Here is a 21,413-nt window from a genome sequence, read left to right on the forward strand (position 1 = left end):
TAATAAAAGAAAAAGAGAGGAGAATGCAAAATGAAAGAGCAAGTATTACAAGTAACAAAAGGTGACTTCGTAGGATCAGCAAGTGGAGCGGTAGTATTAACAGCATTAATCGTATTTCTATCAAGCGTATTAGTATAATAGAAGTTTTAAATTATACAAAATGAAAGGAGAATGAGGAATATGAGCAGTGAACAAGTGTTACAAGTAACAAAAACAGATTTATTAGGATCATTAGGTGGAGCGGTAGTATTAACATCATTTATTCTATTCCTTGCAAATATATTAGTATGAGATATATAAATACAATCATTCAAAAAAAATAAAGACTCTAGCATATTAGTAAGTAGTTAATATGTTGGGGTCTTTTTTGTTTTCCTCTTATATATACCTTCAAGTATGAATACTCCTTCCGTCATGTAAAGAGAAAAAAGTCGAATTTTATATGTAAGAAAAAAAGAGGAATTTGACAGAAAAGATAGAAAATTTTAAAGGTCAGAATTTGTTAGCTTGCTAACTAATTTCTATTAATTGATGTTGGAAGCGTTTTCGGTTGGTTTATAGCATGGACCATTTAATCTATTTACAGGGGGATGAGGATTTTATGAAACAAAAATCTATGGATACGCTAGCTGCACAAATGGAGGACTTTTTTCCAGTACGTGATGTAGATCATTTGGAATTTTACGTAGGAAATGCAAAGCAATCAAGTTATTACCTTGCGAGAGCATTCGGATTCAAAATTGTGGCTTACTCTGGGTTAGAAACTGGTAACCGTGAAAAGGTATCTTATGTTCTTGTGCAAAAAAATATGCGTTTTGTTGTGTCTGGAGCTTTAAGTAGCGACAATCGTATTGCAGAGTTTGTAAAGACTCATGGTGATGGCGTGAAAGATGTGGCATTACTTGTTGATGATGTTGATAAGGCATACTCGGAAGCAGTGAAACGTGGTGCTGTTGCGATTGCTCCACCTGTGGAATTAACAGACGAGAACGGTACACTGAAAAAAGCAGTTATTGGTACGTATGGTGATACAATTCACACGCTTGTAGAGCGTAAAAATTATAAAGGAACATTTATGCCGGGATTCCAACAGGTGGAGTTTAATATTCCGTTTGAAGAGTCAGGTTTAATTGCTGTAGACCACGTAGTTGGTAATGTTGAAAAAATGGAAGAGTGGGTTAGTTATTACGAGAACGTTATGGGCTTTAAACAAATGATTCATTTTGATGATGACGATATTAGTACAGAGTACTCAGCGTTAATGTCAAAAGTAATGACGAATGGAAGTCGTATTAAGTTCCCTATTAACGAGCCAGCAGATGGAAAGAGAAAGTCGCAAATTCAAGAGTATTTAGAGTTCTACAATGGAGCGGGGGTACAACATCTTGCTTTACTAACAAGCGATATCGTTAAAACAGTGGAAGCGCTGCGTGCAAATGGTGTGGAGTTTTTAGATACACCTGATACTTATTATGATGAGTTAAGTGCACGAGTTGGAAAAATTGATGAGGAAATTGATAGATTAAAAGAATTAAAGATTTTAGTAGATCGTGATGAGGAAGGATATTTACTACAAATCTTTACGAAACCAATTGTAGATCGTCCAACTTTATTTATTGAAATCATTCAACGTAAAGGTTCTCGCGGATTTGGAGAAGGGAACTTTAAAGCATTATTCGAATCAATTGAAAGAGAACAAGAACGTCGCGGAAACTTATAAGATTTGTATCCACCAGCAAAAGTCTTTTTGCTGGTGGAAATTTCATTTTCATAGGGAGGAATCATGATGAAATTTGTTACATTTCGTCTTCCTTCGAAAGAAATGCGAGCTGGATGGCTTGAAGGTGACAAAGTAATTGATATGAATCTTGCTAGTGATGGGAAATTACCTTCTTCTATGTTCGCCTTTTTAGAGAAAGCCGATGAGTATGTAGAAGTATTGCGTAAGATTAAGAATCCGGAAAAGGGTGTATATTCCTTAGAGGAAGTACAATTAGCGGCGGCAATTCCTAATCCGAGTAGTATTCGGGATTTTTACGCGTTTGAACAGCATGTAAAAACAGCACGCGGCCGAAGAGGGCTGGATGTTGTACCTGAATGGTATGATTTCCCGGTTTTTTATTTTACGAACCATCGTGCTGTAATTGGTCCGGATGATTTTGTAATCGGTCCGAAGAAATCTAAAAAACTTGATTATGAGCTAGAGATTGCTTGCGTCATTGGGAAAGAGGGAAGAAATATTTCTCGTGAGCAAGCAGAAGAATATATTTTTGGTTATTGTATTATGAATGACTGGAGTGCAAGGGACTTACAAGCAACGGAAATGAAGGTAGGACTCGGTCCGGCAAAAGGAAAAGATTTTGCAACTTCATTAGGAGCGCACCTTGTTACGAAAGAGGAACTCGATGTTTATCGTAACGGTGACCGTTATGAGTTAGAGATGGCTGCTCATGTAAATGGGAAGCTATTATCAAAGGGGAATTCCCAAGATATTTACTATACATTTGCTGAAATGATTGAACGTGCTTCAGAAGACGTTACGCTATATCCAGGCGATGTGATTGGTTCTGGGACAGTAGGAACAGGTTGTATTTTAGAGCTGGGTACGGAAGAGTGGCTGCAAGATGGAGATGTTGTAGAACTTACGATTACTGGTTTAGGTACGTTACGTAATACGGTCAAAAAAGAAATGGAAGCAGGTGATGGGCATGTTTTATCGTCACATGGGGGAGCTACCTCATAAACGACATGTACAATTCCGTAAAAAGGATGGATCGCTCTATCGCGAACAGGTAATGGGAACGAAAGGTTTTTCTGGTACGCAGTCTATTTTGTACCATCAATATATGCCAACGGAAGTAGGGCATGCGGCATTATCTCATTCTTGTCAGTTGCAGTATGAAGAAGATGTAGCTCTTGCTCATCGTCATTTTCGCACGAAAGAAAATAAAAAAACTGGCGATGCAGTAAGCGGAAGAAACTTTATGCTTGGGAATGAGGATTTATTAATTGGAGTAGTGACTCCAACAGAAAAAATGGACTATTTCTACCGTAATGGTGATGGCGATGAAATGTTATTTGTTCATTACGGAACAGGGAAAATTGAAACGATGTTTGGGACGATTCACTATCGAAAAGGTGATTATGTAACGATTCCAATTGGAACAATCTATCGTGTTATTCCAGATGAAGGAGAGACTAAGTTTCTTGTTGTAGAGGCAAATAGTCAAATTACAACACCGCGTCGCTATCGTAATGAATACGGACAATTGCTAGAGCATAGTCCGTTTTGTGAGAGAGATATTCGTGGTCCTGAAAAATTAGAGACGTATGATGAAAAAGGTGAGTTTGTCGTAATGACAAAGTCGCGGGGATATATGCATAAACATGTTTTAGGGCACCATCCGTTAGATGTTGTTGGTTGGGATGGCTATTTATACCCGTGGGTCTTTAATGTAGAGGACTTTGAACCAATCACAGGTCGTATTCATCAGCCGCCTCCAGTACATCAAACGTTCGAAGGTCACAATTTCGTTATTTGCTCTTTCGTACCACGTTTATACGACTATCATCCAGAATCTATTCCGGCACCATATTATCATAGTAACGTGAATAGTGATGAAGTACTGTACTATGTAGAAGGAAACTTTATGAGCCGGAAAGGTGTGGAAGAAGGTTCTATTACACTTCATCCGAGCGGAATTCCGCATGGGCCGCACCCTGGGAAAACAGAGGGAAGTATAGGGAAGAAAGAAACGCTTGAACTAGCTGTTATGATAGACACATTCCGTCCGCTTCGTATTGTAAAACAAGCACATGAAACAGAAGATGAAAAGTATATGTATAGCTGGATTGAAGAAGGTTCACATACTGTGAAATAGGTAAAAAGAGGCATGCTCACTAAGGGAGCATGCCTCTTTTATGGAATCGACATGTATAATAATACCAAAAAAAATATGGAAAGATATATAGAAACAATGATAAGGATTATTGTATGTTCCGAAAGATTTCTACTTATTTCGACAAAAGTATTGACTGGGGAAAGTGCTATTAGTAAAATAAAAAAGCGAATTAAAAATTTTCAGAAAATTTAAAACTTGGAGGAGCATGCTATGAAGCAAATTTTTCAAAAGAAGCCTATTGCAAAGTTAATGCAAGAGAGTAAGCAAAAGACTTTAGCAAGAACATTGGGTGCATTGGATTTAACTATGCTTGGAATCGGGGCAATTGTTGGAACAGGTATTTTTGTTCTAACAGGCGTGGTAGCAGCAAAACATTCTGGACCAGCTATTATATTATCATTTGCGATAGCCGCGTTAGCCTGTGCCTTTGCTGCATTTTGCTATGCTGAATTCGCTTCTTCAGTTCCTGTCTCAGGCAGTGTGTATACGTACACATATGCGACGATGGGAGAGGTATTCGCATTTTTAATTGGATGGGACTTAATGCTTGAGTATTTACTCGCTACATCTGCTGTAGCAAACGGTTGGTCTGCTTATTTTCAATCTTTATTAAAGGGATTTGGAATCCATATTCCTACCATTCTCTCCTCGGCCCCTGGTACAGGAAAGGGTGGAATAATTGATTTACCTGCGGTTCTAATTATTTTAGTAATGACAGTTCTTTTATCTAGAGGTGTTCGTGAAAGTGCACGAATAAATAACATTATGGTGTTTATTAAATTAGCGGTTGTTCTCATATTTATCTTTGCTGGTTTTAATTATGTAAAACCTGAAAATTGGACACCTTTTATGCCGTTTGGCTTAGATGGTGTAATGGCAGGAGCTGCTACAGTGTTTTTCGCATTCATAGGGTTTGATGCAGTTTCAACGGCCGCAGAAGAAGTGAAACGTCCACAACGTGATTTACCAATTGGCATTATTGCATCTTTATTAATTTGTACGGTTCTTTATATTGTCGTTTCACTTATTTTGACAGGGATTGTTCCATACGGACAGTTGAATATATCAGATCCAGTTGCTTTTGCGCTTCAATTTATTGGACAAGATAGTTTAGCAGGAGTAATTTCAGTAGGAGCAATTACGGGAATTACAACAGTAATGTTAGTTATGATGTATGGGCAAGTACGTGTTTCGTATGCAATGAGTAGAGATGGATTATTGCCGAAGCGTCTTGCTAAAGTCCATCCAAAATTTAAAACACCATTTTTAAATACATGGACAACAGGAATTATTGCAGCACTTATTTCAGGATTAATAGATTTAAATGTGTTAGCGCATCTTGTAAATATGGGGACTTTATCAGCCTTTGCACTTGTAGCTGTAGCTGTTATTGTAATGAGAAGAACTCATCCAGATTTACCAAGAGCATTTAAGGCACCGCTTGTACCATTTTTACCAGCATTAACAGTGATTTTTTGTTTATACTTAATGCTTCAATTATCTGGAACGGCTTGGATTAGTTTTGGGGTATGGATGATTATCGGTGTTGCAGTTTACTTCTTATATAGCCGAAAACATAGTGCTTTAAATAATAGTAAAGACGAAGAAGATGCAGCAAATTTATAAGTTGAAAAATCCATCCTAATTCTGTTAGGGTGGATTTTTTGTTCTGAAAATTTACATTTTTCTGATTTGATTATAAGATAATTAATGGTGAACTAAAGGGGGGAGAAATATGAAAAATACGTGGCGGGATTTACGAGAAATGGACCGAAACATATGGATTCGGTTTATTGGCGAAACGTTAAATGGAATTGCAATGATGATGTTGATGCCCTTTTTTGCGTTATATTTAAAAGATAAGGTGGATTCGTTATTAGAAGTAGGAGTTATTATGGCACTTTCTCCGATTGCTGCAAGTTTCGGTTCTCTTCTTGGTGGGAGGATTGCTGATATATATGGAAGAAAGCCAATCATGATCTTGTCAATGGTGAGTAATGCATTGTTCATGCTAGGTTTTTTATTTATAGAAGGATTTATTCCTTATGCTATTTTATCTATTTTTTTAGGGCTCAGTAATTCATTATTTCATCCCGCTGCATCAGCAATGGTTGCGGATGTAACAGCGCCTGAAAAGAGAACCGAGGCATACGGTTTATTGCGGATGGGATATAATATTGGTGCTGCGATTGGGCCGGTAATAGGGGCATCGGTGGTGGTACTTTCAAAAAATGTTGTGTTTATTATTGCTTCATCCACAATGCTGTTTTATGCACTAATGGTGTTATTTCTTATTCAAGAAACAATGCCGAAAGTTACGGATGAAAATCCAGAGAATAAAGATGAAAAAACAGTAGCAGTTTGGAAAATTGTATTTCGAGACAAAGTGTTAATGATTTACTTATTAGCAGGTATCATTGTTTCGATGGGATTTTCTCAAACAGAAGGCATGTTGCCGCTACACTTTGATAACGAAATGAAGGGTATCTTTGGTACTAACAATCCATATCCATATTTAATGGCTTTAAATGGACTATTAGTTGTGTTGTTCCAGTTTCAAATTTCAAAATGGGCCACAGATAAACCTGTCGGCAAAACGATGTTATATGGTGCATGTTTGTTCGGGATTGGTTTGTTCTTTATAGGATGGTTACCGAAGTGGTTTGGAGAATTTGATGCAAATGCTACGATTATTTTAATAACGTTGCTGTTTGTTTATACCATATATACATTAGGTGAGATGATTATGTCGCCTGTACAGATGACGTTTGTAGCGAATTTGGCTCCTGAGCATTTGAGAGGGACTTATATGGGAGCTGCGAGTTTGCAGTGGATTACAGGAGGCGCACTCGGTCCACTTTTGGGAGGTTTTTTATTAGATCAATTACTTGGCCACTTGCTATTTACAATTTTAGCTATAGGATGTGTAGTTGCAGGTATTGTATATGTTTCTTTAGATCGTCTCGTTGAACAAAGGCAAAAAGGCACACTGACTAAGCAATCTTCTTAATGAGTAGATGACATACACGAAAAGGGGATTTCTACATATTCTAGGTACATAACTAGATTGAGCTGTAATTTTATATATGTATGAAGAAATTTAAGTGGAAAAAGTATAGAAAACCAATAAGTGGTGTCATTTATTTATTTGTAGAAGTTACATTTTATTTCAAATAGGAACTACCTATTTTTATAAAAAGTGCTAAAATAGAAAAATGAAAACAATTGGTTAGGGTGATTTCAGTGACAAAAATTAAATTAGGTTTATTATATGGTGGAAAATCAGCTGAGCATCAAGTTTCGCTACAAACGGCTCTTGCTGCTATTAAAGCATTAAATCAAGATAAATTCGAGATTCATCCAATTTATATTACAGAACAAGGTCAATGGGTGCGCGGTGAGCGTATTGAAGGTGAAGTAACAGATGTTGAAGTTCTAAAAATGAGCGGTGCAGAAAATGCGATTTCTCCGTTATCATTAAGCACAGAAATCATTCCATCTGCAGCTTCTGAGGAAAATGCTATTGACGTTATTTTCCCATTACTACATGGACCAAATGGTGAAGATGGAACAGTTCAAGGATTATTAGAATTAATGAACATTCCTTATGTAGGAAATGGTGTTTTAGCATCTGCTGCTGGTATGGATAAAGTTGTTATGAAAAACATCTTTGCAGAGGCTGGATTGAAACAAGCAAAATATGCATCATTCATTCGTAGCACATGGGAAAAAGATCGTGAAACAGCATATGAAAAAGTAGAAGAAGTATTAGGATATCCTTGCTTCGTAAAACCAGCAAACCTTGGTTCAAGTGTTGGTATTAATAAGTGTAAAAATCGCGAAGAACTTGAGAATGCATTTGAAGAGGCGTTCCAATTTGACCGTAAAATTATTGTAGAAGAAAATATTGTTGGACGTGAAGTAGAAGTTGGTGTACTAGGTAATGATGAGCCGAAATGTTCAGTTGTAGGTGAAATCGTACCGAAAAAAGACTTCTATGATTATAAGTCGAAATACATCGATGGCGATACAGCGTTAATTATTCCAGCTGAAATGACAGAAGAAGAGTCTAACGTTATTAAGCGAGATGCAATTATTGCATTCCAATCGTTAGATGGTGCTGGCTTAACAAGAGCTGATTTCTTTTTAACGAAAGATGGAGAAGTATATATTAACGAAGTGAATACGATGCCAGGATTTACGCCGTTTAGTATGTTCCCTCTATTATGGCAACATACTGGATTACCGTATCCGGAATTAATTGAAGAGCTAATCAATTTAGCAATTGCGCGTCACGAGGAAAAACAAAAAATTAAATATACAATCTAACAAAAAAGGAGGAGGCACTATTCGCAGGAATAGTGCTTCCTCTATGTAAGGAGTGTTTTCATGATAAATCGAACGTTAAAACAAGTGGAACAGATGGTAAATGGCACGGGATTAGCAGAGCAATATGAGGGGATTACTATACAAGGAGTGTCTATTGATACGAGAAAAATTGAAAAGGGAAACTTATATGTTCCAATTCAAGGTGAACGTTTCGATGGACATGCTTTTGTAGACAAAGCTGTTGAAAATGGAGCTGTGGCGACATTATGGATGAAAGATGTAGCAAATCCACCCGAGAATCTTCCAGTTATTTTTGTAGAAGACACGCTATCGGCATTACAAATGTTAGCGAAAAATTATCGCGATCAATTGGATGTGAAAGTTATTGGTGTGACGGGTAGTAACGGTAAAACATCTACAAAAGATATTGTAACAAGTCTTCTTGCGACTAAATTCAAAGTTCAAAAAACAGAAGGCAACTTCAATAACCATATCGGGTTACCGCTTACTATTTTAAACTTAGAAGAAACTACAGAAGTAGCTGTATTAGAAATGGGTATGTCAAGCCGAGGGGAAATTGAATTCTTATCTAAGTTAGCACGGCCAAATGCAGCTGTTATTACGAACATTGGTGAGGCACATTTAATGGACTTAGGCTCTCGTGAGGCGATTGCTGAAGCGAAATTAGAAATTGTAACAGGATTACAAGAAGGTGGAGTATTCGTATATAACGGAGATGAGCCGTTATTAACAAATCGTGTTCCTGAAATGAATTTAATAGCTGAAACAGTTACGTTTGGTGACGCTAGAGCAAATGATTACTATCCGACGACTGTAACATTACAGGCAACTGGGACACACTTTAAAATGAATAGAGAAGAAAATATTTCATTCTATCTACCGGTATTAGGAAAACATAATGTGTACAATACGCTTGCTTCAATGGCAATTGCGAAACATCTCGGTGTAACGTGGGAAGAGATGAAAGAAGGTTTAGTTACACTTCAAATGACAGGCATGCGTATGGAGATTGTAAAAACAAATAGTGGTTTAACAATTATCAATGATGCCTATAATGCGAGTCCAACGGCTATGGAAGCAGCATTCCATTTAATGAATGGTTTAGATGGATTTGCTAAAAAGATTGTTGTACTCGGTGATATGTTAGAGCTTGGAAATCAAGAGGTACAGTTTCATTATGAAGTAGGTAAATTAATCGATCCAGCAAAAATCTCATATGTGTTCACATATGGTAAATTAGGGGCTCAAATTGCTGAAGGGGCGAAAATTAATTTCCCTAATGAACGTGTAAAGGCGTATGATAATAAAGAAGAGTTAGTGAAAGAGTTGCAAGCAGTAGTCGATGCAAAAGATGTTGTATTAGTAAAAGCATCTCGCGGTATGAAATTGGAAGAAATAATTACGATGTTGAAATAATTGGTGTATATAAATAGGGATGATAGCTACGAAAATAGAAGAAACTTATAATAAGCGCTTACAGTAAATATAAAAAAATAAAAGTGAAGAAAAAAACTCTGAATATGAAAATAAGGTAACAGTTGGGTTTGCTTTTTACACATACAAAACTTATAATTGATAAAGTGTAATAACGTTTAGAAGTATTTTCGCGAAGAATATACGCCCGTTTATATACGTGAGCATTCAGGAAAAGGGCTTTTCCGCAAATTCGGAAAACGCCTTTTTTTAAATGATAAGTATAGGATAGAAAAGGAGAAGTAACATTGACAACATTTCGAGAATTAGGATTAAGTGAGTCTTTACTGCAATCTGTTGAAAGCATGGGCTTTGAAGAGGCTACGCCGATTCAAGCTGAAACAATTCCACATGCATTGCAAGGTAAAGATATTATTGGGCAAGCGCAAACAGGTACAGGGAAAACAGCAGCATTCGGATTACCACTACTAGATAAAGTGGATACAAATAAAGAAGCCGTTCAAGGTATTGTTATCGCGCCAACGCGTGAATTAGCAATTCAAGTTGGAGAAGAGCTATACAAAATTGGTAAACATAAACGCGTTCGTATTTTACCAATCTATGGTGGTCAAGATATTAACCGCCAAATTCGTGCTCTAAAAAAACACCCACACATTATTGTTGGTACGCCGGGTCGTATTTTAGATCATATTAACCGTAAAACACTTCGCTTACAAAACGTAGAGACTGTTGTTCTTGACGAAGCGGATGAAATGTTAAACATGGGCTTCATTGAAGATATTGAAGCGATTTTAACAGATGTGCCAGAAACACATCAAACATTATTATTCTCAGCGACAATGCCAGATCCAATCCGTCGTATTGCTGAGCGTTTCATGACTGAGCCTCAACACATTAAAGTAAAAGCAAAAGAAGTAACAATGCCAAACATTCAGCAGTTCTATTTAGAAGTGCAAGAAAAGAAAAAGTTTGACGTGTTAACACGCTTACTAGATATTCAATCTCCAGAGCTTGCAATCGTATTCGGTCGTACAAAGCGTCGTGTTGATGAATTATCAGAAGCGTTAAACTTACGTGGTTATGCAGCAGAAGGTATTCATGGTGACTTAACACAAGCGAAGCGTATGTCTGTACTACGTAAATTTAAAGAAGGTGCTATTGAAGTTCTTGTTGCAACAGACGTTGCTGCACGTGGTCTTGATATTTCAGGCGTAACACACGTATATAACTTCGATATCCCACAAGATCCAGAATCATACGTTCACCGTATCGGTCGTACTGGTCGTGCAGGTAAAAAAGGTATTGCAATGTTATTTGTAACACCACGTGAATCAGGACAATTAAAAAATATCGAGCGCACAACAAAACGTAAAGTTGATCGTATGGAAGCACCGACACTTGACGAGGCATTAGAAGGTCAACAACGTTTAATCGCTGAAAAACTTCAAAGCACAATTCAAAATGAGAATTTATCATACTACAAGCGTATTGCAGAAGAAATGTTAGAAGAGAACGACTCTGTAACAGTAGTAGCTGCTGCTTTAAAAATGATGACAAAAGAGCCAGATACAACTCCAATCGCTTTAACATCAGAACCACCAGTTGTTTCAAGAGGTGGCGGTTCTAAAAAACGCGGCGGTAACGGAGGCGGATACCGTGATGGTAACCGTAATCGTAGTCGTGACGGACGCGGCGGTGGCGATGGTCGTAACCGTGATCGCAATCGTGATGGACGCGGTGGTGGCGATGGCCGTAACCGTGATCGCAATCGTGATGGCGGTAGCCGTGGTCGTAAAGGTGAAGGTCAAGGTCGCCCTGGATCTTCAAATGGACGTGGCGAAAGAAAACATCATAGCCGTCCACAAGCTTAATACAAAAGAGAATGCCCTTTGCTGGCATTCTCTTTTTTTATTTCTGTAATTGTACATACTACATAATAACTTGTGTAGAAAAGAGGTGCTACATGCTTGTAAGACTTGGGTATGTTGCGATGAGTGTACATGTAAAGAACGCATCTCCATCTCAAACGATGACATATGCGCAGTTTCAACGAATTGATGATCGAGAGGCTGCAATTCGTAAACTCGAAAGAATTGCTAATTCGAATTTAGAAAATTGCTTACGGTTATTAAAGCATAATAAAGGGCATGATATATCTTTCTTTCGGCTTAGTTCCAAGCTTGTTCCTTTAGCGAATCATGAGGAGTTGTTAGAGTGGAACTATATTCGCCCCTTAAAAGAAAATTTAAAAGTGCTAGGTGATTACGCTATTCGAATGAATATGCGTATTGATTTCCATCCAGATCATTTTGTTGTGCTGAATTCACCTGAGGAGAAAATTTTTAAGCAATCTGTAAAGACATTGCAGATGCATAAAAAATTATTAAAAGGTATGGGAATTGAACATAAGCAACGATGCGTATTACATGTGGGCGGAGGTTATAACGATAAGGAGCTCGCGTTAGAGAGCTTTATAGAAAATTGGTCAAGGGTTCCAAGGGGTATCCAAGAGATGGTCATATTAGAAAATGATGATACGACCTTTTCTTTAGAAGAAACATTGTATTTAGGTGAAAAGTTAGATATTCCAGTCGTGTTTGATCTGCATCACCATATGATGAATCATGATCGAGAAGATTGGCATGAAGATTGGGCGCGTGTTGTACATACGTGGGAATCGTCTTTGTTGCCAGTGAAAATGCATATTTCTAGTCCTAGAGAAGGAAAAGACCCGAGAGCACATGCGGACTTTATTGACGTAGATACTTTTTTATCTTTTTTAAAAAAGATAAAGGGAAGTGTTCCGCAAATTGATTGTATGATTGAGGCGAAGATGAAGGATGAGTCTTTATTTCAATTAATGAGAGATTTAAGTAAACAAACAGAGGTAGAAATTGTCGATGGTGCGAGCTTTTATATTAAATAAGCTCTGCACCATCGAATTTTTTTGCTAATAAAGGAGTGCAAATACCGCCAATGATCAATCCTGTTAAATGGCTTATAGGGTTAGCGGAGGGATTGAAGAAAGTGAATAGTAGTAATATACATATCATGATTGAAAAAATAGCAATGTCTCTTGGATTGGAAGAACGATATCGACTATACAATAGAAATAATTGCGCTCCTAGCAATCCGAAAATACCACCAGATGCCCCGGCATGAATATATTCAAGAGGCATAATAAGATAAGAAGAAATATTTCCAAGAATGCCAGAAAGGAAAAAAATAATGATGAAAGAAAAGTGCCCTAGTTGTTTTTCGATAGAAGAGCCGAGCGCAAATAAACAAATACTATTAGAAAGGAAATGTTGTAAGTCTACATGTACAAGTAAGGAAGTTATGAGACGCCACCATTCTCCTTTAGCGATATATTCATTGTAGGATGCCAGGGGAAAGAGAAAAAAGTCGCCTAACATAATCATGACTAATTGTATGAGAAGTAAAGTGATGACGATTGGTTGTAAGGAAATGCGGATAGTAGGTATTAGCATGTTGTTAGTATCACTCCTTTTGCATCAGAAAGATTCTCTGTTATTCTTACAATATGAAAAAAGAAAGCTAAATAGAAGAAGGGGATTTTGAAATGATTGTAGGGATTGGAATCGATATTATTGAATTGAATCGAATTGAAAAAATGCTAGATGGAAAACTTAAATTTATGGAGCGTATTTTAACTGAAAGTGAACGTAATGTTGCTAAGGAACTGAAGGGAAGCCGCCTTACAGAGTTTGTAGCTGGAAGATTTGCAGCGAAAGAGGCGTATTCAAAAGCGGTAGGGACTGGTATCGGGAAAGAAGTAAGTTTTTTAGATATTGAAGTAAGAAATGATGATAGAGGTAAGCCCATTCTCGTTGCAAGTACAGAGCATATTGTTCATTTATCAATTAGTCATAGTAGAGAATTTGCTGTTGCTCAAGTTGTTTTAGAAAGCTCGTCACGCTAGTCTGCATATTTTATATCTTTGTCTCATATATTTGATGTAGCGATAAGGAAGGTACATCTTCCATTTATTTATAGGGGCAAAGGGGCTGAAGTGATGAAAAGGCGTCTGTTTTTAGTTCTTGTCGGTTTATTAACCGTTTTCGTGTTGGCGGGTTGTATGGAAAAGAAACAAGATGATGTTGTGAGAGATTTAGAGGCGAAAGTAAAAGGGATGAAAAGTTATCAAGCTGAAGCAAAACTATCTATTAAAACAGGGAATGAGCCTCAAGAGTATAAGGTAGAAATATGGCATAAGGAACCTTCTTTTTATCGTGTAAATTTGCAGAATGCGAAGAAAGATCAAAGTCAAATTATTTTAAGGAATGAAGAAGGGGTGTTCGTATTAACGCCAGCGCTTAATAAGAGTTTCCGTTTCCAAAGTGATTGGCCGCAAAATAGTAGCCAGGCTTATTTATATGAATCCCTTGTGAGAGATATTTTGCAGGATAAGAAAAACCTTACTTTTGAAAAAACAGATAAGTATTATATTTTTAAAACAAAAACAAACTATCAACATCAAAACATGTTACCGAAACAAGAGATTACATTGAAGAAAAGTGATTTAACACCAGTTTCGGTGAAGTTAATGGATAATGATCAAAATGTTCTTGTGAAAGTAGATTTCTCAAAAGTGAAATTTGATGCGAAATTTGATAAAGGTGCATTTGATACGAAACAAAATATGTCTAGAGCACAAGTAGATGTTCCAACAACAGCGAAAGAAGACAAACCATTTGCAATTTTGTATCCGCGTGATACGCCGCAAGGTATGGTTTTGAAAGATGAAAAAGAGTTGAAGACAGACAGTGGCAAGCGTGCGATACTCACATACACTGGAAGTAAGAAATCCTTTACTTTGATACAAGAAAAGGCAAAAGTTGCAGAGGTTTCGTCAGCGATAAGTGTGAGCGGAGAATTAGTTGATCTTGGCTTTACAATTGGGGCATTGACGAAAGATTCTTTAACGTGGTCGCATAACGGAGTAGAATATATGCTCGTGTCTAAAGGTTTAGAGCCGAAGGAGCTATTAATGGTTGCTCGTTCAGTTACAGAGAAGCAAGTGAAGTAAACTTCTTAGACGTGGTGATATATGTGCACCACGTCTTTTCTTAGTTTGAAGGGTGGATTTCATAAAAGAAGCATATAAAAGAATAAGCTTCGCATATCGTGTATAAGGAAGTGTATTTATGGAAGAATCACCATTTTACCGTGACACTTGGGTGGAAGTGGATTTAGATGCGATCTATAACAATATTACACACATTAAAAATTTCATTCCAAGTGATGTAGAGATTTTTGCTGTAGTTAAAGCGAATGCATATGGACACGATTATGTACCGGTAGCTAAAACGGCATTAGAAGCGGGGGCGACAAGGCTAGCGGTTGCCTTTTTAGATGAAGCTTTAGTGCTTCGAAGGGCTGGTATTACTGTGCCAATTTTAGTATTAGGTCCTTCTCCGCCTCGTGATGTCAATGTAGCTGCTGAAAATGAAGTGGCGTTAACTGTTTTTCAAAAAGAATGGGTGGATGAAGCGATCAAACTTTGGGATGGTTCATCTATAATGAAATACCATATTAATTTCGATAGTGGTATGGGGAGAATTGGGATACGCGAACGCAAAGAATTAAAAGGATTTTTAAAGAGTTTAGAAGGTGCACCGTTTTTAGAATTAGAAGGAGTTTATACACATTTTGCAACAGCGGATGAGGTGGAGACTTCTTACTTTGATAAGCAATATAACACATTTTTGCAGCAGTTAAGTTGGTTGAAAGAGTTCGGAGTGGATCCTAAGTTTGTCCATACAGCTAATAGTGCTGCAACGCTACGTTTTCAAGGGATTACATTTAATGCAGTACGAATTGGCATTGCGATGTATGGGTTATCCCCATCCGTAGAAATACGCCCTTTTTTACCGTTTAAATTAGAGCCAGCGCTATCATTGCATACGAAAGTTGCTCATATTAAACAGGTGATTAAAGGGGATGGAATTAGTTATAACGTCACTTATCGAACGAAAACGGAAGAATGGATTGCAACTGTTGCAATTGGATATGCAGATGGATGGCTTAGAAGATTGCAAGGATTTGAAGTGCTTATAAATGGTAAAAGGGTACCGATTGTAGGTCGAGTAACAATGGATCAATTCATGATACATCTTCCTTGTGAAGTGCCGCTTGGTACGAAAGTTACACTCATTGGAAGACAAGGTGATGAGTATATTAGTGCTGCTGAGGTTGCTGAATACTCAGGGACCATTAATTATGAGGTTATTGCAACGATAAGTTTCCGTGTGCCGAGAATATTTATACGGCATGGCAAGGTTGTAGAGGTAATTAATTATTTGAATAATATATAGAAGGTAGTATGTTTTGCTTCTTGTCATTTGAGAGGACTGTTCATTGGTTAAGAATAAGCTCATTTTTGATGAGAAGCTTTGTACTTATAGTTACGTTTAACATAATTTAACGTGAATTTTGCGGAGAAACTCTTTCGCTTCTTGTTTGTAATGAGATAAAAAATAAAAGAATATGAATGTTTTGTTTGTGAATTGGAAAACATAAGCAAGGAATAAGGAAGTCTTTGCAACAGGCGCCATACAATGGTATTATTACAATAGGTGTCATATATATATTTGGGTGTGTAGTTGACGGTGGAGGTGTATTTTTGTGTCCGAATCAAGTGTAACTACTGAAATCGTGGTTCGGTTGCCAAAGCAAATGGTAACGGAATTGGACGGAATTGGAAAACAAGAGAATAAGAATCGCCATGAACTAATTTGCCAGGCAACACAACTGTTATTGCGTCAACATAAGACGAAGAAACGCTACCAACATGAATCAATGCGACGTGGGTACATTGAAATGGGAAAAATTAATCTTGGTATTGCATCTGAAGCTTTCTTAGCAGAGTATGAAGCAGCTCATACAGTAGAACGCTTAGTTAGCGGGGGGTAATATTTTGATTGTAAAACGCGGCGACGTGTATTTTGCAGACCTTTCCCCAGTTGTTGGTTCTGAGCAAGGAGGCGTTCGTCCGGTTCTTGTCATTCAAAATGACATCGGAAATCGTTTTAGTCCAACGGTGATTGTAGCGGCTATTACTGCACAGATTCAAAAAGCTAAATTACCCACTCATGTGGAAATTGATGCGAAAAAGTACGGTTTTGAGAGAGATTCTGTTATTTTACTTGAGCAGATTCGAACAATCGATAAGCAGCGCTTAACGGACAAAATCACTCACTTAGATGAAGTGATGATGATTCGTGTAGATGAAGCGCTACAAATTAGTTTAGGACTAATAGATTTTTAAATCGGCAGTTTAAGTTGCTCTCTTTACAGGGCAACTTTTTTTTATTATAGAGGAGGTTACGGTTGTATATGGAAATGGTAGATAATCGACAAGCGTTAATGAAAATGTTAGTGAAGGAATTAGGCTTTACCGAAAAGCAAGTTCGTCATGTTATTCAATTAACAGAAGAAGGTAACACAGTTCCATTTATTGCTCGTTACCGAAAAGAATGGACAGGCTCTTTAGATGAAGTGCAAATTCGTGCGATTTTAGAGAGATGGCAATATATGATGCAGCTTGAAGATAGGAAAGAAGAGGTTCTTCGTCTTATTGATGAGAAGGGGAAACTGACAGGAGAGTTACGTCAGCAAATTGTTAAAGCTGTAAAGTTGCAAGAAGTAGAAGATTTATATCGTCCATATAAAGAGAAAAGAAGAACGAAAGCAACGATTGCGAAAGAAAAAGGACTAGAGCCGTTAGCTGAATGGCTATTGTTATATAAGAAAGAAGATCCAAATCAGAAGGCAGTGGAGTTTATTAACGCAGAGAAAGAAGTACAATCTGCAGAAGAGGCATTGCAAGGTGCCCAAGACATTATTGCAGAAATTGTTTCAGATGAAGCGGCGTATCGTAGTTGGATTCGAAATGTTACTTTTAGAAAAGGTGTTATGTCTTCGTCCGTAAAAGATGAAGAGAAAGATGAAAAGAATATATATGAAATGTATTACAGTTATGAAGAACCGTTGCAGAAGGTAGTACCGCATCGTGTATTAGCGATGAATCGCGGTGAGAAAGAAGATATATTGAGAGTTTCTGTTGTTCCACCGGTAGATGAGATAGTAACTTTCCTATATAAGAAAGTAATTCGTGATAACGATTCTAAAAGTGCCCATTATGTAAAGTTAGCGATTGAGGATGGTTATAAACGATTAATTCAATCCTCTATTGAAAGAGAGCTTCGAAAAGAATTAACAGAAACAGCTGAGGAACAAGCGATACATATTTTCTCTGAGAACTTACGTAATTTGTTATTACAACCTCCGATGAAAGGGAAGGTTGTGTTGGCTGTAGACCCTGCATATAGAACGGGTTGTAAATTAGCTATTGTAGACGATACGGGGAAAGTTCTATATATTGATGTTATTTATCCGCATCCACCAGTGCGTAAATATGAAGATGCAAAAACGAAAGTTCTTTCTATTATAGATAAATATCAAGTTGAAATGATTGCGATTGGGAATGGTACAGCTTCTAGAGAATCAGAAGAATTTATAGTTGATGTATTACAAAATGTGAAACAAGAAGTCTTCTATATTATTGTGAACGAGGCTGGTGCGAGTGTGTATTCGGCTTCTGATTTAGCACGTGAGGAATTCCCGGATTTACAGGTTGAAGAAAGAAGTGCTGTTTCTATCGGCAGACGTCTGCAAGATCCGCTTGCTGAACTTGTAAAGATTGATCCTAAATCAGTTGGGGTTGGACAATATCAACATGATGTATCGCAAAAGAGGCTGAATGAATCGTTAACGTTTGTAGTAGAGACGGCAGTTAACCAAGTCGGTGTGAATGTAAATACAGCTTCAGTTGCTTTATTACAATATGTTTCGGGTTTATCGAAAACTGTTGCGAAAAATATTGTGGCAAAGCGTGAAGAAGAAGGGAAATTTACAAAAAGAACAGACTTAAAGAAAATACCGCGTCTAGGTGCGAAGACATATGAACAATGTATAGGTTTTTTACGTATATTAGAAGGAGCAAATCCGTTAGATCGAACGGGTATTCATCCAGAACAATATAAAAATGTTGAATTGTTATTGAAGATTCTAGGATTATCAAAAGATGATGTAGGGCAGCCGCAGTTGCAAAAGAGCTTAGAAGAAGTAGAGATTTCTAAGTTATCGGAAGAAACGGGAGTTGGAGAACCGACGTTAGTTGATATTATAGATGCACTCATTAGTCCAGAGCGAGACATGAGGGATGAGTTACCTAAACCGCTTCTGAAAAAAGGGATTTTGAAATTAGAAGATTTAAAACGTGGTATGGAACTGGAAGGAACAGTTCGTAACGTTGTTGATTTTGGTGCTTTTGTTGATGTAGGTGTAAAACAAGATGGTTTAGTACATATTTCTAAACTGAGCAAACAGTATGTGAAGCATCCGTTAGATATTGTATCTGTCGGACAAATCGTCAAGGTATGGGTAGATGATATTGATACGAAAAAAGGTCGCGTTGCGCTATCTATGTTGCCGATTGAATAGTAAGAGAAGAGAGCAGATGAAACTGCTCTTTTTTTATGGGATAAAACGTGTAATGGATTATGAGCTTTGATGTATTTTGCTATAATAAAACCAGCATTCATTTAGTAATTTAATTTGATGCCGGTTTTTTTCAAAATATGCGCGTTGCATTTGTTTTTTTAGCCACGTAGGCATAGGAATCCCTCCTTGTTTAATCCTACTCTCAAAAATCTAAGGTACTATTGATGAGAGGTTGGTGAGTGGATTTCTATTTATGCTATGTTTTTAGAAACCACGCTTCTTGAATGAGGATGGGTATATGTACTATTTAATATATGTATAAGGGAGGAGAAAAGTGTAAAAATATTTTTTAGTTTAGGAGGAATGAGAGTGGATACACAAGAAATACAGCGTCTGGTGGAAGAAGTATCACTACAATACTTCGGAATGCCATTTTTACATAAAGCTATGTTTAATAGTAGGTTGCGTACAACTGGTGGACGTTATCTATTGAATACACACAATATTGAACTGAATTATCGATATTACGAAATATATGGGAAAGAAGAGTTAGTCGGAATCATTAAACATGAGCTTTGTCATTATCACTTACATATTACAGGAAAGGGCTATAAGCACCGGGATAGAGATTTTCGTGAACTGTTAAAAGAAGTTGATGCGCCACGCTTCTGTAAACGAATAATTAATGAAGAGAAGGAAAAAAAGGTTTATACGTATGAATGTATGGGCTGTTTGCTTCAATATGTAAGAAGACGTCAAATAAATACCACAAGATATGTCTGCGGAAAGTGTAAAGGGAAACTGAAGTTGATAAAGAAAACATCTTGACAGTGAAAACGCAATCCAGTATATTATAAACATGTCACGTGTGTACAAGATGCTGTGAAAAAACATCTTGACTTACGATGAGAAATTTTATAAGATACAAATTGTCTTTATTATTCCGCAGTAGCTCAGTGGTAGAGCTATCGGCTGTTAACCGATCGGTCGTAGGTTCGAGTCCTACCTGCGGAGCCATACAGAGAAGTACCCAAGTGGCTCAAGGGGCTCCCCTGCTAAGGGAGTAGATCGCTAACGCGGTGCGAGGGTTCGAATCCCTTCTTCTCTGCCATATATACTGGCCCGTTGGTCAAGTGGTTAAGACACCGCCCTTTCACGGCGGTAACACGGGTTCGAATCCCGTACGGGTCACCACTTCGGAGGATTAGCTCAGCTGGGAGAGCACCTGCCTTACAAGCAGGGGGTCGGCGGTTCGATCCCGTCATCCTCCACCATATAAATTATATAAGTAGTATCATCGCGGGGTGGAGCAGCACGGTAGCTCGTCGGGCTCATAACCCGAAGGTCGCAGGTTCAAATCCTGTCCCCGCAACCAAATGGTCCCGTGGTGTAGTGGTTAACATGCCTGCCTGTCACGCAGGAGATCGCCGGTTCGACCCCGGTCGGGACCGCCATTTTAACTTCTGCTATTTGGCAGTTGTTTTTTATTGGACATTATGTTACAATAACATTTGTCTTTGAAAGGAAAATAAACATTTCGATGGGCTATAGCCAAGCGGTAAGGCAACGGACTTTGACTCCGTCATGCGCTGGTTCGAATCCAGCTAGCCCAGCCATTTACGAGCCATTAGCTCAGTTGGTAGAGCATCTGACTTTTAATCAGAGGGTCGAAGGTTCGAATCCTTCATGGCTCACTTTTGTTTTTTCCGCGCGGTCGTGGCGGAACGGCAGACGCGCTAGGTTGAGGGCCTAGTGGGGGAAACCCCGTGGAGGTTCAAGTCCTCTCGGCCGCATCAAAAATCTTTTTTGAAAAAGTACTTGCATTTGAAAATGTAGTATGATAAGATAATTGAGTCGCCAAAATACAACGACGAAAAAACATCATGAATAAGCGCCCGTAGCTCAATTGGATAGAGCGTTTGACTACGGATCAAGAGGTTAGGGGTTCGACTCCTCTCGGGCGCGCCATAACGGGAAGTGGCTCAGCTTGGTAGAGCACCTGGTTTGGGACCAGGGGGTCGCAGGTTCAAATCCTGTCTTCCCGACCACGCGGGTGTAGTTTAGTGGTAAAACAAGAGCCTTCCAAGCTCTGGTCGAGAGTTCGATTCTCTTCACCCGCTTTTAGTTCTTTGAAAACTGAACGAAACAAACAACGTGAAACGTCAATTTTTATTTTTAGATGCTAGACAAACTAACTTT

The 21,413-nt window shown here is 37.9% G+C and carries 20 protein-coding genes and 12 tRNA genes; 30 read left to right on the plus strand and 2 right to left on the minus strand.

Going from position 1 to position 21,413, the window contains the following annotated elements:
- Positions 1–30 precede the first annotated feature (30 nt).
- From PDL00_RS33320 to uvsE, 11 genes are all read left to right on the plus strand, one after another.
- Positions 31–138, plus strand: a complete 108-nt coding sequence (locus PDL00_RS33320) for a DUF3948 family protein (RefSeq protein ID WP_000664237.1) — start codon at positions 31–33, stop codon at positions 136–138.
- Between the two features lie 42 nt (positions 139–180).
- Positions 181–291 carry a DUF3948 family protein gene (locus tag PDL00_RS33325; protein ID WP_242257535.1) on the plus strand — a complete coding sequence of 37 codons (111 nt, stop codon included), beginning with the start codon at positions 181–183 and terminating at the stop codon, positions 289–291.
- Positions 292–601: 310 nt separating this feature from the next.
- Entirely contained in the window at positions 602–1,720 is a 1,119-nt protein-coding gene (hppD, locus tag PDL00_RS33330) for a 4-hydroxyphenylpyruvate dioxygenase (protein ID WP_061680014.1), read from the plus strand.
- A gap of 66 nt (positions 1,721–1,786) precedes the next feature.
- Entirely contained in the window at positions 1,787–2,743 is a 957-nt protein-coding gene (locus PDL00_RS33335; RefSeq protein ID WP_242256958.1) for a fumarylacetoacetate hydrolase family protein, read from the plus strand.
- Positions 2,709–3,881 (plus strand): homogentisate 1,2-dioxygenase, encoded by a 1,173-nt coding sequence (locus PDL00_RS33340; RefSeq protein WP_242256957.1) that lies wholly within the window; start codon positions 2,709–2,711, stop codon positions 3,879–3,881. Before PDL00_RS33335 ends, PDL00_RS33340 begins: the two co-directional genes overlap by 35 nt.
- A 231-nt stretch (positions 3,882–4,112) precedes the next feature.
- Positions 4,113–5,528: an amino acid permease gene (locus PDL00_RS33345; protein WP_242256956.1), complete on the plus strand. Its 1,416-nt coding sequence runs from the start codon at positions 4,113–4,115 to the stop codon at positions 5,526–5,528.
- 109 nt (positions 5,529–5,637) lie between these two features.
- Entirely contained in the window at positions 5,638–6,912 is a 1,275-nt protein-coding gene (locus tag PDL00_RS33350) for an MDR family MFS transporter (RefSeq protein ID WP_270733732.1), read from the plus strand.
- Between the two features lie 233 nt (positions 6,913–7,145).
- A complete protein-coding gene (locus PDL00_RS33355) occupies positions 7,146–8,231 on the plus strand; it encodes a D-alanine--D-alanine ligase (RefSeq protein WP_242256954.1) in 1,086 nt (361 codons plus the stop codon).
- 60 nt (positions 8,232–8,291) lie between these two features.
- Positions 8,292–9,668 (plus strand): UDP-N-acetylmuramoyl-tripeptide--D-alanyl-D-alanine ligase, encoded by a 1,377-nt coding sequence (gene murF, locus PDL00_RS33360; RefSeq protein WP_270733733.1) that lies wholly within the window; start codon positions 8,292–8,294, stop codon positions 9,666–9,668.
- A 305-nt stretch (positions 9,669–9,973) separates the two neighbouring features.
- Positions 9,974–11,557: a DEAD/DEAH box helicase gene (locus PDL00_RS33365; RefSeq protein ID WP_000206603.1), complete on the plus strand. Its 1,584-nt coding sequence runs from the start codon at positions 9,974–9,976 to the stop codon at positions 11,555–11,557.
- A 92-nt stretch (positions 11,558–11,649) separates the two neighbouring features.
- Positions 11,650–12,612, plus strand: coding sequence for a UV DNA damage repair endonuclease UvsE (uvsE, locus tag PDL00_RS33370; protein WP_242256952.1), 963 nt, complete (start codon positions 11,650–11,652; stop codon positions 12,610–12,612).
- Here uvsE and PDL00_RS33375 read toward each other — a convergent pair.
- The gene (locus PDL00_RS33375) at positions 12,605–13,177 is read right to left on the minus strand and encodes a rhomboid family intramembrane serine protease (RefSeq protein ID WP_270733734.1); all 573 of its coding nucleotides are present in this window, start codon (positions 13,175–13,177) and stop codon (positions 12,605–12,607) included. The genes uvsE and PDL00_RS33375 overlap by 8 nt on opposite strands.
- Before the next feature lie 92 nt (positions 13,178–13,269).
- Between PDL00_RS33375 and acpS the strand changes: the two genes are divergently transcribed.
- The 6 genes from acpS to PDL00_RS33405 all read left to right on the plus strand — a co-directional run bounded on the left by acpS (position 13,270) and on the right by PDL00_RS33405 (position 19,214).
- Positions 13,270–13,629, plus strand: coding sequence for a holo-ACP synthase (gene acpS / locus PDL00_RS33380; RefSeq protein ID WP_242256950.1), 360 nt, complete (start codon positions 13,270–13,272; stop codon positions 13,627–13,629).
- A 156-nt stretch (positions 13,630–13,785) separates the two neighbouring features.
- A complete protein-coding gene (locus PDL00_RS33385) occupies positions 13,786–14,736 on the plus strand; it encodes a LolA family protein (protein ID WP_270733736.1) in 951 nt (316 codons plus the stop codon).
- A 118-nt stretch (positions 14,737–14,854) separates the two neighbouring features.
- Entirely contained in the window at positions 14,855–16,024 is a 1,170-nt protein-coding gene (gene alr / locus PDL00_RS33390; RefSeq protein ID WP_270733735.1) for an alanine racemase, read from the plus strand.
- 310 nt (positions 16,025–16,334) lie between these two features.
- Positions 16,335–16,622: an antitoxin EndoAI gene (locus PDL00_RS33395; protein ID WP_000004570.1), complete on the plus strand. Its 288-nt coding sequence runs from the start codon at positions 16,335–16,337 to the stop codon at positions 16,620–16,622.
- Between the two features lie 4 nt (positions 16,623–16,626).
- Positions 16,627–16,977 (plus strand): type II toxin-antitoxin system endoribonuclease NdoA, encoded by a 351-nt coding sequence (ndoA, locus tag PDL00_RS33400; RefSeq protein ID WP_000635963.1) that lies wholly within the window; start codon positions 16,627–16,629, stop codon positions 16,975–16,977.
- A gap of 68 nt (positions 16,978–17,045) precedes the next feature.
- Positions 17,046–19,214, plus strand: coding sequence for a Tex family protein (locus PDL00_RS33405; protein ID WP_242256948.1), 2,169 nt, complete (start codon positions 17,046–17,048; stop codon positions 19,212–19,214).
- Positions 19,215–19,271: 57 nt separating this feature from the next.
- On the opposite strand, the gene cmpA is transcribed toward PDL00_RS33405, so the two are convergent.
- On the minus strand, positions 19,272–19,388 hold the full coding sequence (cmpA, locus tag PDL00_RS33410; protein WP_001143639.1) for a cortex morphogenetic protein CmpA: 117 nt from the start codon (positions 19,386–19,388) through the stop codon (positions 19,272–19,274).
- A gap of 195 nt (positions 19,389–19,583) precedes the next feature.
- Between cmpA and PDL00_RS33415 the strand changes: the two genes are divergently transcribed.
- The 13 genes from PDL00_RS33415 to PDL00_RS33475 all read left to right on the plus strand — a co-directional run bounded on the left by PDL00_RS33415 (position 19,584) and on the right by PDL00_RS33475 (position 21,334).
- Positions 19,584–20,042 carry a SprT family protein gene (locus PDL00_RS33415; protein ID WP_242256947.1) on the plus strand — a complete coding sequence of 153 codons (459 nt, stop codon included), beginning with the start codon at positions 19,584–19,586 and terminating at the stop codon, positions 20,040–20,042.
- 114 nt (positions 20,043–20,156) lie between these two features.
- Positions 20,157–20,231 (plus strand) — tRNA-Asn (locus PDL00_RS33420).
- 3 nt (positions 20,232–20,234) lie between these two features.
- Positions 20,235–20,325 (plus strand) — tRNA-Ser (locus PDL00_RS33425).
- An 8-nt stretch (positions 20,326–20,333) separates the two neighbouring features.
- Positions 20,334–20,408 (plus strand) — tRNA-Glu (locus PDL00_RS33430).
- A 4-nt stretch (positions 20,409–20,412) separates the two neighbouring features.
- A tRNA-Val gene (locus tag PDL00_RS33435) sits at positions 20,413–20,488 on the plus strand.
- A gap of 24 nt (positions 20,489–20,512) precedes the next feature.
- Positions 20,513–20,589, plus strand: a tRNA-Met gene (locus PDL00_RS33440).
- A 3-nt stretch (positions 20,590–20,592) separates the two neighbouring features.
- A tRNA-Asp gene (locus PDL00_RS33445) sits at positions 20,593–20,668 on the plus strand.
- 87 nt (positions 20,669–20,755) lie between these two features.
- Positions 20,756–20,830: transfer RNA gene (locus tag PDL00_RS33450), tRNA-Gln, on the plus strand.
- A gap of 5 nt (positions 20,831–20,835) precedes the next feature.
- Positions 20,836–20,908: transfer RNA gene (locus PDL00_RS33455), tRNA-Lys, on the plus strand.
- Positions 20,909–20,924: 16 nt separating this feature from the next.
- A tRNA-Leu gene (locus PDL00_RS33460) sits at positions 20,925–21,007 on the plus strand.
- 98 nt (positions 21,008–21,105) lie between these two features.
- Positions 21,106–21,182: transfer RNA gene (locus tag PDL00_RS33465), tRNA-Arg, on the plus strand.
- Positions 21,183–21,185: 3 nt separating this feature from the next.
- Positions 21,186–21,262: transfer RNA gene (locus tag PDL00_RS33470), tRNA-Pro, on the plus strand.
- A 1-nt stretch (position 21,263) separates the two neighbouring features.
- Positions 21,264–21,334, plus strand: a tRNA-Gly gene (locus PDL00_RS33475).
- Positions 21,335–21,413: the final 79 nt, after the last annotated feature.

Source organism: Bacillus cereus group sp. TH152-1LC, assembly GCF_027710505.1.
Classification (GTDB): Bacteria; Bacillota; Bacilli; order Bacillales; family Bacillaceae_G; genus Bacillus_A; species Bacillus_A mobilis.

What these genes read in the sequence shown, in the direction of transcription:
- acpS (WP_242256950.1), top strand. Translation starts at nt 13,270, where the DNA reads ATGATTGTAGGGATTGGAATCGATATTATTGAATTGAATCGAATTGAA.
- PDL00_RS33325 (WP_242257535.1), top strand. Translation starts at nt 181, where the DNA reads ATGAGCAGTGAACAAGTGTTACAAGTAACAAAAACAGATTTATTAGGA.
- PDL00_RS33405 (WP_242256948.1), top strand. Translation starts at nt 17,046, where the DNA reads ATGGAAATGGTAGATAATCGACAAGCGTTAATGAAAATGTTAGTGAAG.
- PDL00_RS33335 (WP_242256958.1), top strand. Translation starts at nt 1,787, where the DNA reads ATGAAATTTGTTACATTTCGTCTTCCTTCGAAAGAAATGCGAGCTGGA.
- PDL00_RS33320 (WP_000664237.1), top strand. Translation starts at nt 31, where the DNA reads ATGAAAGAGCAAGTATTACAAGTAACAAAAGGTGACTTCGTAGGATCA.
- cmpA (WP_001143639.1), bottom strand. Translation starts at nt 19,388, where the DNA reads ATGCCTACGTGGCTAAAAAAACAAATGCAACGCGCATATTTTGAAAAA.
- uvsE (WP_242256952.1), top strand. Translation starts at nt 11,650, where the DNA reads ATGCTTGTAAGACTTGGGTATGTTGCGATGAGTGTACATGTAAAGAAC.
- alr (WP_270733735.1), top strand. Translation starts at nt 14,855, where the DNA reads ATGGAAGAATCACCATTTTACCGTGACACTTGGGTGGAAGTGGATTTA.
- PDL00_RS33345 (WP_242256956.1), top strand. Translation starts at nt 4,113, where the DNA reads ATGAAGCAAATTTTTCAAAAGAAGCCTATTGCAAAGTTAATGCAAGAG.
- PDL00_RS33350 (WP_270733732.1), top strand. Translation starts at nt 5,638, where the DNA reads ATGAAAAATACGTGGCGGGATTTACGAGAAATGGACCGAAACATATGG.
- PDL00_RS33375 (WP_270733734.1), bottom strand. Translation starts at nt 13,177, where the DNA reads ATGCTAATACCTACTATCCGCATTTCCTTACAACCAATCGTCATCACT.
- PDL00_RS33340 (WP_242256957.1), top strand. Translation starts at nt 2,709, where the DNA reads ATGTTTTATCGTCACATGGGGGAGCTACCTCATAAACGACATGTACAA.
- hppD (WP_061680014.1), top strand. Translation starts at nt 602, where the DNA reads ATGAAACAAAAATCTATGGATACGCTAGCTGCACAAATGGAGGACTTT.
- murF (WP_270733733.1), top strand. Translation starts at nt 8,292, where the DNA reads ATGATAAATCGAACGTTAAAACAAGTGGAACAGATGGTAAATGGCACG.
- PDL00_RS33385 (WP_270733736.1), top strand. Translation starts at nt 13,786, where the DNA reads ATGGAAAAGAAACAAGATGATGTTGTGAGAGATTTAGAGGCGAAAGTA.